This window comes from Klebsiella sp. K5-204, assembly GCF_030128585.1.
Taxonomy (GTDB): Bacteria; Pseudomonadota; Gammaproteobacteria; order Enterobacterales; family Enterobacteriaceae; genus Klebsiella; species Klebsiella quasipneumoniae.
The window spans coordinates 398,458-411,910 of sequence record NZ_JAKUZS010000001.1 but is presented as its reverse complement, the minus strand read 5'-3'; the positions used below and the strand labels follow the sequence as shown (position 1 = coordinate 411,910).

General features: G+C 60.8%; 14 protein-coding genes and 2 pseudogenes. 3 read left to right on the top strand and 13 right to left on the bottom strand.

Annotated features, from left to right (window positions below):
• Positions 1–104: 104 nt before the first annotated feature.
• From MKR05_RS02090 to MKR05_RS02075, 4 genes and pseudogenes are all read right to left on the bottom strand, one after another.
• Positions 105–209, bottom strand: a pseudogene (locus MKR05_RS02090) (integrase); the annotation flags it as partial.
• Positions 190–357, bottom strand: a complete 168-nt coding sequence (locus MKR05_RS02085; protein ID WP_158238128.1) for a hypothetical protein — start codon at positions 355–357, stop codon at positions 190–192. The gene MKR05_RS02085 and the pseudogene MKR05_RS02090, both read right to left, overlap by 20 nt.
• Positions 358–580: 223 nt before the next feature.
• The gene (locus MKR05_RS02080) at positions 581–2,197 is read right to left on the bottom strand and encodes an ABC transporter substrate-binding protein (protein ID WP_048335009.1); all 1,617 of its coding nucleotides are present in this window, start codon (positions 2,195–2,197) and stop codon (positions 581–583) included.
• A pseudogene (locus MKR05_RS02075) lies at positions 2,198–2,311 on the bottom strand (hypothetical protein); the annotation flags it as partial.
• Positions 2,312–2,383: 72 nt separating this feature from the next.
• Between MKR05_RS02075 and mpaA the strand changes: the two are divergent.
• Positions 2,384–3,091, top strand: a complete 708-nt coding sequence (gene mpaA, locus MKR05_RS02070; protein ID WP_032452569.1) for a murein tripeptide amidase MpaA — start codon at positions 2,384–2,386, stop codon at positions 3,089–3,091.
• On the opposite strand, the gene ycjG is transcribed toward mpaA, so the two are convergent.
• On the bottom strand, positions 3,088–4,053 hold the full coding sequence (gene ycjG / locus MKR05_RS02065; protein ID WP_238875494.1) for an L-Ala-D/L-Glu epimerase: 966 nt from the start codon (positions 4,051–4,053) through the stop codon (positions 3,088–3,090). The two genes, mpaA and ycjG, sit on opposite strands and share 4 nt — an antisense overlap.
• 102 nt (positions 4,054–4,155) lie before the next feature.
• Between ycjG and tpx the strand changes: the two genes are divergently transcribed.
• Entirely contained in the window at positions 4,156–4,662 is a 507-nt protein-coding gene (gene tpx / locus MKR05_RS02060) for a thiol peroxidase (RefSeq protein ID WP_008805229.1), read from the top strand.
• 70 nt (positions 4,663–4,732) lie between these two features.
• Here the strand turns inward: tpx and MKR05_RS02055 are convergent, their stop codons facing one another.
• The 3 genes from MKR05_RS02055 to MKR05_RS02045 all read right to left on the bottom strand — a co-directional run bounded on the left by MKR05_RS02055 (position 4,733) and on the right by MKR05_RS02045 (position 8,914).
• Positions 4,733–5,785, bottom strand: coding sequence for an AbrB family transcriptional regulator (locus tag MKR05_RS02055; RefSeq protein ID WP_023289363.1), 1,053 nt, complete (start codon positions 5,783–5,785; stop codon positions 4,733–4,735).
• A gap of 101 nt (positions 5,786–5,886) precedes the next feature.
• A complete protein-coding gene (gene tyrR / locus MKR05_RS02050; RefSeq protein WP_023289362.1) occupies positions 5,887–7,428 on the bottom strand; it encodes a transcriptional regulator TyrR in 1,542 nt (513 codons plus the stop codon).
• Positions 7,429–7,600: 172 nt separating this feature from the next.
• Positions 7,601–8,914 (bottom strand): 6-phospho-beta-glucosidase, encoded by a 1,314-nt coding sequence (locus MKR05_RS02045; RefSeq protein ID WP_048297344.1) that lies wholly within the window; start codon positions 8,912–8,914, stop codon positions 7,601–7,603.
• Between the two features lie 143 nt (positions 8,915–9,057).
• Here MKR05_RS02045 and MKR05_RS02040 point away from each other — a divergent pair, with 143 nt between their 5' ends.
• Positions 9,058–9,927: a LysR substrate-binding domain-containing protein gene (locus MKR05_RS02040; RefSeq protein ID WP_223825673.1), complete on the top strand. Its 870-nt coding sequence runs from the start codon at positions 9,058–9,060 to the stop codon at positions 9,925–9,927.
• A gap of 99 nt (positions 9,928–10,026) precedes the next feature.
• On the opposite strand, the gene MKR05_RS02035 is transcribed toward MKR05_RS02040, so the two are convergent.
• The 5 genes from MKR05_RS02035 to pspB form a co-directional block, all read right to left on the bottom strand.
• A complete protein-coding gene (locus tag MKR05_RS02035; protein WP_214632764.1) occupies positions 10,027–11,088 on the bottom strand; it encodes a YcjF family protein in 1,062 nt (353 codons plus the stop codon).
• Positions 11,085–12,482 (bottom strand): YcjX family protein, encoded by a 1,398-nt coding sequence (locus tag MKR05_RS02030; RefSeq protein WP_032452561.1) that lies wholly within the window; start codon positions 12,480–12,482, stop codon positions 11,085–11,087. The genes MKR05_RS02035 and MKR05_RS02030 overlap by 4 nt, the downstream gene beginning before the upstream one ends.
• A gap of 102 nt (positions 12,483–12,584) precedes the next feature.
• Positions 12,585–12,803 carry a phage shock protein PspD gene (gene pspD, locus MKR05_RS02025; RefSeq protein WP_002901915.1) on the bottom strand — a complete coding sequence of 73 codons (219 nt, stop codon included), beginning with the start codon at positions 12,801–12,803 and terminating at the stop codon, positions 12,585–12,587.
• A 28-nt stretch (positions 12,804–12,831) separates the two neighbouring features.
• Entirely contained in the window at positions 12,832–13,191 is a 360-nt protein-coding gene (gene pspC / locus MKR05_RS02020; RefSeq protein ID WP_004203911.1) for an envelope stress response membrane protein PspC, read from the bottom strand.
• Positions 13,191–13,415, bottom strand: a complete 225-nt coding sequence (pspB, locus tag MKR05_RS02015; protein WP_023289357.1) for an envelope stress response membrane protein PspB — start codon at positions 13,413–13,415, stop codon at positions 13,191–13,193. The genes pspC and pspB overlap by 1 nt, the downstream gene beginning before the upstream one ends.
• Between the last annotated feature and the right edge of the window lie 38 nt (positions 13,416–13,453).

Below are 13,453 nucleotides of genomic sequence, written 5' to 3'. Positions count from 1 at the left end.
ATGATTCTTTCCAGAATTTGGTTAATTTTCGCCAAATTCTGTTGAACCAGACTAACTGATTTTAGCAAAAATAAGTATTTACCGACTGCTCTCCCGTACCTGACTCATTTAAATTTCTTAATCCACCTGCCAACTCTATCCGCCCAGTCACGCAACATCGATGCTCGTTGTTCTGCGTATTCCGCCTTGTTATATACCGCCCGGTGGCCAGCGTTTCACGCCGACTATTGATTCCGTAATCGTCAGGAATGCCGCCGAAGCCGCGAGCGTTACCAAAACAGACTGACCATCACGGTCTGCAATTTTGTCGTTCTTCACTCCGGCTTTCAGAAGTTTATGCCTGATATCAGTCAGCATGACGGTATCCTCTGCTCAAATCTACCGTCATTTCGGGGAAGCTGTGACGGTATAATCCGCAATTTACCGTAACCGCTTTTTGTTGAATAAGTCAAAATACCGTCAGAAAAGTGATGTTTTCTACTGTGGCGGGAGAAGGTGAGCAGGAGAAACTGGCGCCGTAATCCGCGCCAGCTCCGGGTTCAGCTATGGCTACCTGCCCTGAGCAGGAGGCCAGTACGCATCAGTGTTTAACGATGTACATGGTACGGCTATAAGCCACATCTTCCGGGTTGGTGATCGGGTAGCCTTTCAGCCACGGCTTAATCAGCCGACCGTTGGTGTACTGATAGATCGGCGCAATCGGCGCTTTGACCATAATGATCTTCTCCGCCGCGTTGTAATCGTCGTTACGCGCTTTGGCTGAATTTTCCACCGCCGCCTGCGCGAGGATTTTATCGTATGCCGGATCGTTAAAGCGGGAGATATTTCCGCTGTGGGTGGAGGTCAGCAGCGACAGGAAGGTGGACGGCTCGTTGTAATCCCCTACCCACGAGGCGCGGATCACATCGAAATTGCCGGTGTTGCGGCTGTCGATATAGGTTTTCCACTCCTGATTCTGCAGCTTCACTTCCACGCCGAGGTTCTTCTTCCACATCGACGCCACCGCGATGGCAATCTTCTGGTGGTTCTCAGAGGTGTTATACAGCAGCGTCAGCTTCAGCGGGCGATTCGGGCCATAGCCGGCGGCAGCCAGCAGGGCTTTCGCCTGAGCGTTAAGCTCGGCCTGACTCATGCTCTCAAACTGCGACGGCTGCGGCGTGAAGCCCGCCGTTACGTCCGGGGTAAAGCGCCAGGCCGGTTTTTCCCCGGTCCCCAGCACCTTCTCCGCCATCACCCGGCGATCGATGGTCATACTCAGCGCCAGTCGCACCCGCTCGTCCGCCGTCGGCCCCTTTTGGGTATTAAAGGCGTAATAGTAGGTGCCCAGCTGCGGCGGGGTATACACCTGCCCCGGAATATCCTTCAGCAGCTTCTGATACATATTTTTCGGGAAAGATTCGGTGATATCGATATCGCCGGCCAGATAGCGTTTGGTGGCAGCGGACTCCTGGTTGATCGGCACAAAGGTGACCTGCTGGATCACCGTTTTGGCGTTATCCCAGTAGTGGGTGTTGGGCACCACTACCAGCTTTTCATTCACGACGCGATCTTTCAGAACATAGGCGCCATTGCCCACCAGGCTGCCGGGCCGCGTCCAGTTTGCCCCGCTGTCGACGTTCGCCTTTTGTACCGGGTAGAAGGCAAAGCTGGCGGTCAGGTTGCTGAACCACGGCAGCGGCTTATCCAGCTGCACCCGCAGGGTGTGGGCGTCGACGGCGGTGACCCCCAGGGTCTCCGGCGCGGCTTTGCCATCAATGATGTTCTGCGCGTTGGCGATCCCCGCCAGCGCGGCAAACCAGGCGAACGGCGACGTGGTTTTCGGGTCCACCAGACGCCGCCAGCTATAGACGAAGTCCTCAGCGGTGACCGGCGTGCCGTCGGACCAGCGGGCATTATCGCGCAGGGTAAAGGTCCAGACGCGGTTATCGTTGCTCTGCCAGCGGGTCGCCACGCCCGGGATCAGGTTGCCTTTCGCATCCTGATTGACTAAACCTTCAAACAGATCGCGGATCACCTGAATTTCCGGCAGGCCCACCGCTTTAGCGGGATCTAACGAGGCGGGTTCATCTTTGATATGGCGCACTAACAGCTGGTTTTTCGCCAGTACCGTGCCCGGCGGTACGTCCGCCGCCCAGGCCAGAGAAGATACGCTGGCTAACCACAGCGCGCCGCATGTCAAAGCGACAGGATACTTCATAAGATCCCCTTTAAAATGAGAAAAAACACCGCCAACAGAGCGATAATTATTTGTTTCATCACCTGAAATTGCAAACAACATATGATAGAAAATTGATGTGCCGTCGGATTTCACGCCTCAGGGAATGGGTTTGATTCCAACACGCTTTTCGCCAACACTACATAATAACGACACACAGGAAGCCCTATGTCTATTTCACGTCCTCGCCCGCAGCGCGGCGACTTTCCGCCGGGGACCCGGCAGTACGGCAGCTCGGAACTGGGCGCGCCGCTGCTGTGGTTTCCTGCGCCGATGGCCGACAGCCGCAGCGGCCTGATTATTGCCGGCACCCACGGCGATGAGAATTCGTCGATTGTGACCCTCTCCTGCGCCCTGCGCACCCTGAAGCCGGAGCTGCGCCGCCACCACGTGGTGCTGACGGTCAATCCTGACGGCTGTCAGCTCGGGCTGCGCGCCAACGCCCGCGGCGTTGACCTCAACCGCAACTTTCCGGCCGCTAACTGGAGACAAGGGGAAACGGTGTACCGCTGGAACAGCGCGGCGACGGAACGAGACGTGGTGTTATTGACCGGCGAACAGCCGGGCTCGGAGCGAGAGACCCAGGCCCTGTGTCAGTTGATCCATCAGATCCATCCGGCGTGGGTGGTCTCCTTTCACGATCCGCTGGCCTGCATCGAAGACCCGGGACACAGCCCGCTGGGACACTGGCTGGCCGACGCCTTCTCACTACCGCTGGTCGGCAGCGTGGGCTACGACACCCCAGGTTCCTTTGGCAGCTGGTGCGCTGATATCGGACTCCCCTGCATTACCGCTGAGTTCCCGCCGGTCTCCGCCGACGAGGCAACCGAGCGTTACCTGCCGGCGATGACCGACCTGCTGCGCTGGCAGGCTTAAAGATGAAGCACGCCGGTGCTGAACCGCAGCGCCGGCTCGACGTCCACCGCCAGCCATGTCGGGCCGTCGAGGTCGGCGAAGCGCGCCAGCGGCGCCAGGGGTAGCGCGGCGGCGATCCCGCGCGAGGTGCAGAGCATACAGCCCAGCATCCGTCCAAAGCCCTGTCGTTCTGCCTCCTCGGCGAGGGCCAGCGCTTCGGTCAGGCCGCCCGTTTTGTCCAGTTTGATATTGACCATCTCATAGCGTCCGCGCAGCCTGGGCAGGCTCTCCCGGGTATGGCAGCTCTCGTCGGCGCAAATTGGCAGCGGATGGACGAAATTTTCCAGCGCCGCATCGGCGTCGGCAGGGAGCGGCTGCTCAAGCATCGCCACGCCGAGGTCCGCCAGCAGCTGGCAGCGCGCCGCCAGCCCCTCGCTGTGCCAGGATTCATTGGCGTCGACAATCAGCGTAGCCTCCGGCGCCGCCTGACGGATAGCGATTAACCGCTCGCTGATCAGCCGGTCGTCAAGCTTCACCTTCAACAGCTGAGCGCCCTTCTGCCACAGCGCCGCGGCGCTGGCCGCCATCTGATCCGCCGTGCCAATGACCACCGTCTGGGCGGTGATCACCCGGTTTGGCAACGTCACCCCCAGCAGCTGGGGCAAGGTTTTGCCTTCGCGCCGCGCCTGCAGATCCCACAGGGCGCAGTCAATGGCATTGCGCGCGGCGCCTGCCGGCAGCAGCCGCTGCAGCTGTTTGCGGGTAAGTCCCGCCTCCAGCTGCTCGCCGATCGCCATCACCTGGGCCATGACCGAAGCGATGCTCTCGCCATAGCGGGGATACGGGGTGCATTCCCCCACCCCTTTCACACTGTCCTCTTCCAGTTCCACCACCACCACTTTTGCCTCGCTGCGGCTGCCGCGGGCGATCACAAAGGGGGTGTGGAGCGGCCAGGCTTCCTCATACACTCGCACGTTGCGCATTCCCTTGTCCTCTCTGGTAAATGTTAAATAGGGTTTGCCGTGTAGCTGGCGGATGTCATACACTACTCGCGACGTTAACTATATGTAAACAGGAAGATAACCATGTCACAAACCGTGCATTTCCAGGGCAACCCCGTTTCTGTTCAGGGCACCATTCCGCAGGCAGGCGCTAAAGCGCAGCCGTTTACGCTGGTCGCCAAAGATCTCTCTGACGTCGCGCTGAGCCAGTACGCCGGCAAACGTAAAGTACTGAATATTTTCCCGAGCATTGATACCGGCGTGTGCGCCGCATCAGTGCGTAAATTCAATCAGCTGGCCGCTGAACTGGACAACACCGTGGTGCTGTGCATTTCCGCTGACCTGCCGTTCGCCCAGTCCCGCTTCTGCGGCGCGGAAGGCCTGAGCAACGTGGTGACCCTTTCCACGCTGCGCGGCGCCTCGTTCCTCGCTGACTACGGCGTCGCCATCGCCGCCGGTCCGCTGGCGGGCCTGGCCGCTCGCGCGGTGGTCGTTATCGATGAAAACGATCAGGTTGTCTACAGCCAGCTGGTGAACGAAATCACCGAAGAGCCGGACTACGACGCCGCGCTGGCCGCCCTGAAAGCCTGATAACAGACTGTCCGGGGGCATCGCGCCTGCGGACATGCTATGTACTCAGCCCTCGCTCTGCGGGGGCTTTTTATTGCCGCGGCGCATAGCGGGAAATAGCCCGCGCCATCGCCGGGCCCGTCAGCAGGATGGTAAACAGCCGCAGCGTCTGAAGCGCCATAATAAACGACATATCCGCCCGGGTGCCGGCGGCGATAATCGCCACCGTGTCGAGTCCGCCAGGGCTGGTGGCCAGATAGGCGGTCATGAAATCCATCTGCAGAATGTGGGTCAGGCCGAGGGCCATCAGGGCGCACATCAGGATCAGCCCAAGAATGGAGGCGATAATCTGCGGCAGCGTCTTCAGGGCCAACAGAAACACCGCCTTGTTAAACTGCAGTCCCACCGTCCAGCCCAGCACCGCGTAGGCCATCGCCAGCAGCCACTCCGGCAGCTCCAGCATCACCCAGCCGCCCCCCTGGGCCAGCGCGCCGAGCAGCATCGGCAGCAGCATGGCGCCGGAAGGAATGCGCAGCCGCACGCCCAGCCAGCAGCCCGCCGCTGTCAGCAGCAGCGTTAAAGGGAAATGAAGGGTCAACGGTGGAAACCAGACGATAGCCTGACTCATTGTTTGCGCCTCGTTGCCCAGGGCATAGCGCACCACCAGCGCCGCCGCGCCGACGACAAACAGCACTCGCAGATACTGCATCAGCGCCACCAGGCGTACATCAGCCCCGTACTCCTGAGCCATCACTACCATTGCCGACGCCCCGCCGGGAGAGCTTCCCCAGGCGCCGGTGGCGCCCGGCAGCGCGCTATAGCGGACCAGCAGCCAGCCGGTGAGGCCGCTGATCGCCAGGGTCGTTAACAGGATCGCCAGCACCAGCGCCCAGTTGTTGAACAGCACGCCAAAAACGGAGGGGTTAATGGCGCGGGCGATCATACAGCCGACGATAGCCTGCGCCGCCAGATAACAGGCGCGGGGGATCCTCAGCTTCACCCCGCGCAGGCTCAAAATGAGACCGGCAATCAGCGGCCCCAGCAGCAGCGCTGCCGGCAGATGAATGCGTAACAGCAGCGAGGAAAAGAGAATTGAGAGCAGCAGCAATGTCAGCCATTGCCCGATCGCGCGACGCGACGCCAATATGCACCACCCCGGAAAAAGGATTAAAAAACCAGTATATACAGGTTTAGCCCGCTTTGCAGGCCGGGATACCGGCGACGAGCGTCGCCGGCGTTCAGCGATTATTCGTCGCCCTTTTTCTGACTCAAACCATATTCGCGCAGCTTATTGGCGATGGCGGTATGCGACACCCCCAGCCGCTTCGCCAGCTTACGGGTGCTGGGGTAGCTGCGATAGAGCTGGGTCAATACCGAGCGCTCAAAGCGGCGGGTAATGTCGTCCAGCGATCCTTCCATGGCCTCCTCGCCCACCGGCAGCGAGGCGACGTCGTGGTCCGGCAGCAAAATATCCTGCGGACGCAGCTCGAATCCTTCCAGCTGGGTTAGCGCGCGATAGACCGCATTCTTCAGCTGGCGGACGTTGCCGGGCCAGCTGTAGCGGGTGAGTACCGTACTGAGATCGGCGGAGAGCTTCGGTCGGGGGATCCCCTGCTCATCGGCAAAGCGCGCCACGAACAGCTCGGTCAGCGGCATAATGTCCTGCGGGCAGTCGCGCAGCGGCGGCAGATACAGCGTCAGGACATTGAGGCGATAGTAAAGATCTTCCCGGAACAGCCCTTTCTGCACCAGCTCGACCAGGTTTTTCTGCGTCGCGCAGATCACCCGCACATCGACGTGCACTTCATGATCCTCGCCGACGCGGCGGAAGGTGCCGTCGTTGAGGAAGCGCAGCAGCTTGGTCTGCATTCGCGGCGACATCTCGCCAATTTCATCCAGCAGCACCGAGCCGCCGTTAGCTTGCTCGAAGAAGCCTTTTTTGCCCTGCAGCGCGTCACCGAACAGCTCGCTCTCAACGGCGTCCTCGGGAATGGAGCCGCAGTTGAGCGCCAGATAGGGTTTGCCCGCCCGCGGACTGGCCAGATGGCAGGCGTGCGCCAGCAGATCTTTACCCGTGCCGGTGTCGCCGACAATCAGCAGCGGCGCGCTGAGCATCGCCAGCTTACGCGCTTGCTCCACCACGTGGCGCATTTTCGGCCCCACCGCGAGGATCTGGCTGAAGGCGCTGGTGTCCTGGCTGGTCATGGTCTGCAGCTGGCGTCCCATGCGCACGGTTGAGCGCAGCATCGCCACGGCGCCGGTCAGCACTCGCTCGTTATGCTCCCCTTCCAGATAAACCGGGGTCACTTCCAGCAGGTAGTTCTGCCCATTCACCACCACATGCTCCGCCAGCGTCTCTTGCGGGCTGCTTTCCAGCCAGCGCTGGACGTTAAAATCGTCGATCAGTTGCGCCACCGGATGGTTGCGCAGCTTCGCCTGGCTTTGGCCAAACAGCAGGCAGCTGGCGGGGTTGGCCAGTTCGACCCTGCCTTTGGTATCCAGCGACAGCACCGGCTCAGGCATCGCCACCAGCAGCGCGCTCAGCGCCAGATGTTCACGCTCGGATGGCATCCACGGCACGGTGCGCACGTCTGTCACGCCGGCGATACGGCGGATCTCCGCCATCAGGCTGCTGAAGGTGGCGAACTCCAGTTCGGCAAAATTGAGGTAGATACGGCCAATAGGGTCAATATCGATACCACGCAGATCAATGCCGCGCAGCACCAGCAAATCGAGCAATTCACGAGTCAGACCGAGGCGGTCTTCACAAAAGACTTCAAGACGCATGGGAGTGTTCACCCTAAAAGTGCCAATGACCGGAGAATAATAGGCCAGGAATGGACTTTCGGGAAGCTAACTGTCAACAATTATTGACAGCATGGCGGAAAAATGGGCGTTGCGCCGTAAAGTCAGGCGGTCAGTGGTCAATTAACCGGCCATCCGGCCGGTTAATTGGGGGTTAAGCATGGAAGGCAGGCAGCCACTGGCGGTTATGGGCGATCACTTCATCCAACGCTTGTTCGAGCTTCTCGCCGCTGACAATCAGCGGATTCAGCACCAGCGCGCGCCACGCCGTATGGCGGTTGCCGGTGATGGCGGCCTCGATGGTCAGCTGTTCGAAAGATTTCATCAGCTGCAGCAAACGCAGGGTATCGTCAGGGAACGGCGCCACGTTGAGGGGCAGTGGACCGGAAGCGGTGATCAGCGAGCTGACCTCCACCGCACAGTCATCCGGCAGGCCATTGATGGCGCCGTTGTTGCGCGTGTTGACGTGCATGATAATGCGCTTGTCGTTGTAGATGGCATTCATCAGCTCGCAGGCCGCCTCGGAATAGTACTGACCGCCACGGCCCTCCAGCGCCTTCGGTTTAACCGCGAGGTGCGGGTCGCTGTACTGTTCAAACAAGGTTTTTTCCAGTTGCTTAACCACTTCGCCACGGGTCCCTTCGCCGCCCGCCTCCGCCAGCTCCTGACGCAGCAGATCGTCCTTCATGTAGTAATAACGCAGATAGGCGCAGGGGATCATGCCTAAGCCCTGCAGGAGATGCGACGGCCAACGGAACGGCGGAATGTTGCGCGGCACCAGCGGATCCCGACCGGCATTGATCTCGGCGATGACCTCCGGCAGCCACTCTTTTCCTTTGTGCAGGATCTGGCGCACGAAGATAAAGTGGTTCAGGCCGGCGACCTGCATCACTACCTCCTTTTCGTCAGCGCATTGCAGCAGGGTGGTCACCCCTTTTTGCATAATCACCGGCACATTACACAGGCCGACGGCTTTGATGCGACTGTGGCGCAGGATCGCTTCGGTCACCATCCCCGACGGGTTGGTAAAGTTCAGCAGCCAGGCGTCAGGGCAGAGTCGTTCCATATCGGCAGCAATCGCCAGGGCGATGGGAATGGTACGGCAGGCATTGGCGAAGCCCCCAAGGCCGTTGGTCTCCTGGCCGATCAGGCCATACTTGAGGGAAATACGTTCATCGCTGATGCGGGCGTCAAGGCAGCCGGCGCGAAACTGCGAGCAGACGAAATCGGCATCGCGCAGGGCGCTCTCCCGATCCAGGGTAGCCACCACCTCGATGATCAGCCCGGCTTTGGCGATCATTCGCCGCGCCAGTCCGGCGATGATCTCGACTTTCTCTCTGCCCTCTTCAATGTCCACCAACCATAGCGAAGCGACCGGCATCTCGTGATAGCGGTTAAGCAAACCTTCAATCAGTTCCGGGGTGTAGCTGGAGCCGCCGCCAATCACCACAATTTTGAGTCCTGACATGGTATACCTCGGTTTAGTTACGATATAACTATTTAAAACCGGCCAAACTGGCGTAACAAACGAATTAAATCGGCCTATGCATGAAGCAAATTAATGCATAAGGGAGACAACCTGTGCTTGAACAACAAAGCATCCTTGCGCTGCTGCAGACCTTTGAGGTGACCGCCCGCCATTTGAGTTTTACCCTCGCCGCGCATGAAATGAACCTGACCCAGGGGGCGGTCAGCCATCGGATCCGCAAGCTGGAGATGCATATCGGATTTCGCCTGTTTATTCGCATGACGCGTAAACTGGCGCTGACGGAGGAAGGCAAACGCCTGCTGACGACGTTGAGCCATTCGCTGCGGGCGATTAACGATGAAATTGAGGATATTCGCGAACAGGATCTGCGCGGCACGCTGCATATTGGTATTGCGCCGACCCTGGCCCATCTTTGGCTGATGCCTCGTCTGCCCCGCTTCCAGGCCCAGTGGCCGGGACTAAATCTACAGTTTCGCGTCCGCGCCGGGGTGATGGATTTTAACGAGGAGCGGGTGGACCTCGCGATTTATTACGGCGCCACGCGCTATCCCGATCTTTATCAACAACGGTTGATGGCGGAAAGTTTGCTGCCGGTCTGCTCTCCGGAGTATCGCCGTCAGTATCGCCCGCTGAGCGGCGGTGACGCGGCGGCGATCGTCTGGATCCATGCCTGCGAATCCACCGACGTGCAGGATCAGTTTGCCGAATGGCGCCTGTGGTGCCAGCAAAGCGGACAGGCGTTACCCTTTGACGGCCGGTATTACGCGGTGAACAACCACTCGCTGGCCATTGAGATGGCGCTGAATGGACTCGGGGTCGTGATGGGGCGTAAAACGCTGATCCAGCCGCTGCTCGCCACCGGGAGACTGGTAGCCTTGTCCGAAGACGAGGCGGAATCTCCCTTTGGCTATGATCTGATTTGTCCGCAGGAGAACCGCTCGCGCCCGCGCTTTCGCGCCTTCAGCGAGTGGCTGGCGGCGGAATGCGTATGACCGGACATTGCCCGCGGCGCGGCAGGTGCGCAAGCCTGGACTCGACCTCGCAGGCCGGGCAAGGCCAAACCGCCGCCCGGCGATGTCTCTGAGCGGAGGTTACTTCTCCGGACTGGTTTTGCTTTTCTGCAGGGTCTCTTTCAGCTGGCCAATCAGCTCGCGACGAAAATCGCCGAGCCGCGGTTTATCATCGGCGATCCACGGCAGCGGGCGGCACAGCTCCATCGCCTTGATACCAAGGCGGGCGGTAAGCAGACCGGCGCCGATGCCCTGCGCGGCGCGCGCCGACAGCCGGGCCGCCAGATCCTGCGACATCCAGTCCATGCCCACCTCGCGCACCAGTTCGCTGGCGCCGGCGAAAGCGATATTCAGCAGCACCAGGCGAAACAGACGCAGGCGGCTGTAATACCCCAGCTCAATGCCGTACAGGGTGGCAATTCGGTTGATCAGCCGCAGATTGCGCCAGGCGATAAACGCCATATCCACCAGCGCCAGCGGACTGACGGCGATCATCAGCGTCGACTCCGCCGCCGAACGGCTGATTTCCCGCCGCGCCTGGGCATCGAGCACCGGCTGCACCAGCTGGGCATAGAGGCTGACCACTTCCCGGTCGCTTTGCGTTTCGTGGATGGCGGCATACCAGCGCTGCAGCGCCGGATGCGACTGATCCAGACCCGCCTGCTGCGCCAGCTTCTCACAGAAGGATTTCGCTTTGCCGACCGCGTGACTGTGCAGCATATCGCGGGCTTCATCGCGTTCGTGGGCGCGCTGGCGCAGTCGCCACAGGCGGCGCCACTCGGTGGCCACCGATCCGACGCCGGCGCCGACGATCAGCGCCCCGGCAGCGCAGCCGCCCAGCGCAATCCAGTCCTGCGTCTGCCAGGCGTTGGCGGTCCATTGCACCCCTTGCGCCACGACGCTGACGCCGAAGATCGCCAGGCCAGCGCTGACCATCCGCCGCCACAGACTGCGTTTCGGCCGCAGCACCGACTCCACCACCGCCTCTGCCGCCCCCTCTTCCTCTTCGCCGGTCACCAGAAGCGCCGGCGCGAAGTTGTCGGCTTCCCGTCGGTCGAAGGCGCGGGCTCTTTTCAGCGGCGGCGTTTTTTCCGCCTGCAGCGGGCCATCAAAATCAATCCGCGGTTTTAACGGTTCGCTCATCGCAGTTTATCTCCAATCAAAAATTCCAGCGCCGCGTCGAGGCGAATGTGCGGCAAGGGCCGATCGACATCCATGACCTGCGGACGAAAGTTTTCAAACTGAAATCCCTGCTGCTGCCAGAAGGCCTGCCCCGGCAGGCGCGCCGGCACCTCGCCGGGATAGATGGTCAACGGCTGGCCGTCGCTCAGCCGATTGCCGCGCAGGGCGGGGATTTTCTCGCCGTTCAGCTCAATCAGCCCGCTCTGGGTCGCCTGAATGGACGCCAGCCCCAGGCAATCCATACTGATCCCCTCGAAGGCGGCATTCTGCCACGCGTCCTGGATCAGCTGCTGCAGGAGCGACACCATATTGCTGTGCTGATCCACCGTGACGTGGTCGGCTTTGGTGGCGGCGAACAGCAGCTTGTCGATGACCGGCGAAAACAGCCGGCGGAACAGGGTGCGCTGCCCGTAATGGAAGCTTTGCATCAGCTGGGTCAGCGCCAGGCGCATATCGTTAAACGCCTGCGGCCCGCTGTTCAGCGGCTGCAGGCAGTCCACCAGCACAATCTGCCGGTCGAAGCGCAGGAAGTGCTCTTTATAGAACCCCTTCACCACCTTTTCGCAGTAGTACTTGTAGCGTTCGCGCAGCATGCCGGCGTTGCTGTGTTTATCGGCCTGCGCCAGCTTGGCTTCGCCGACGGCATCGACGTCAGGCCATGGGAAAAACTGTAGCGCCGGCGCGCCGGCCATTTCGCCGGGCAGGACAAAGCGTCCGGGCTGGATAAAGTGCAGCCCTTCACGCTTACAGGCGTGCAGATAATCCGTCCAGGCGGCGGCGATCTCGGCCAGCCGGGCCTCGTCGGCAGGGGCCAGCGGATCCAGCCCGGCGCACAACTGCCGCCAGCGGGTCGACCACTCCGCACGCTGTCCCTGCAGGAGTCCGGTCATCTGCCGCGACCAGCTCAGATAATCCTGCGCCAGCATCGGCAGATCGAGCAGCCATTCGCCCGGGTAGTCGACGATCTCCAGATACAGCGTGGAGGTGTCTTTAAAATGGCGCAGCAGGGAGTCGTTGGAACGGTAGCGCAGCGCGAGACGGATCTCGCTAACGCCGCGCGTCGGGGTTGGCCACATGGGGGGCTGGCCGTACAGCTGGGCCAGCCCTTCATCGTAGGTGAATCGCGGAATGCCGAAGTCCCGCTGCGGTACGCGCTTGACGCCGAGCAGTCGCTCTTCGCGCGCAGCGCTCAGCAGCGGCAGGCGGGCGCCGGTGTGAATATTCAGCAGTTGGTTGACCAGCGCGGTGATAAACGCCGTTTTGCCGCTGCGGCTCAGGCCGGTCACCGCCAGCCGTAAATGCCGGTCAACCCCGCGGTTGACCAGCGCATTCAATTCAGTTTTCAGTCGCTTCATCGCCAGTCCGTTATGCCCTGAAGGTGTGTCTCGTCATCATAAGCTATCTGCCGGGGATAAGCAGGAGAACGTTAATCCTTTTGCGCCTTCCCCACGGCGGCGTTATTTCATCCCGCGCGTGACGCGGTTGGCCAGCCGGCTGAGCAGCGGCTCAAGCGCCACCGCCAGCAGCATTTTCAGCGGCCGTCGCGCGACCGATTTAACCGCCCAGCCGGCAACGCCCGCCGGGCCATAACGCAGCGCGGTCAGCAGCGCCAGCTTACCGACGATTTTCAGGCCGGGCTTAACCTGCTGCCCGGCGCGTTGCCATTTGCTATTCATGCGTTGCCTCACTCGTTAACAACAGGATTTACAGCTGACGAAAGCGGCTGCGCAGCGTGAAGGTGTCGGAGGTGACGTACCGTTCCATCTCACGCAGACGCTGTTCGCCGGAGGCCAGTTCGGCATCCACGGCGGCCAGCAGATCGCCATTGCTCGGCGCTTTGTGGCCGTAAAGCTCACTGTCCGGCATCGGGTCCAGGGCGAAGGTCAGAATGATGTAGGCCACCAGGACGAAGAAAAAGAGGCCAAAAATCATCGCCAGCACGGTAATCAGGCGCACCAGCTTCACCGGGACATCAAGATGCTGAGCAATACCCGCGCAGACGCCCTTGACCATCCCGCGCTGCGGGATACGCCACAGTTTTTTATTCAGATCCAGTCCAGCCATTATTTGTCTCTCCAGTTCGGATGTTCGGCATCCAGGATCGCTTCCAGCGCCTGAATGCGCTCGCGCATCCGCTTCGCGTCATCGGTCAACTGCAGCAGCCGTTGCTGCTCATTTTGCGTCAGCGTCCCGTTGGCGCCGCGATTGTTGTAGTGCAGCCACAGCCAGACCGGCAGAACAAACAGCACAAACAGCGTCAACGGAATGGCGAGAAAAAGCATGCTCATGTGTACTCCTTACAGGGGGTGAGCCGCGGCGCAACGCC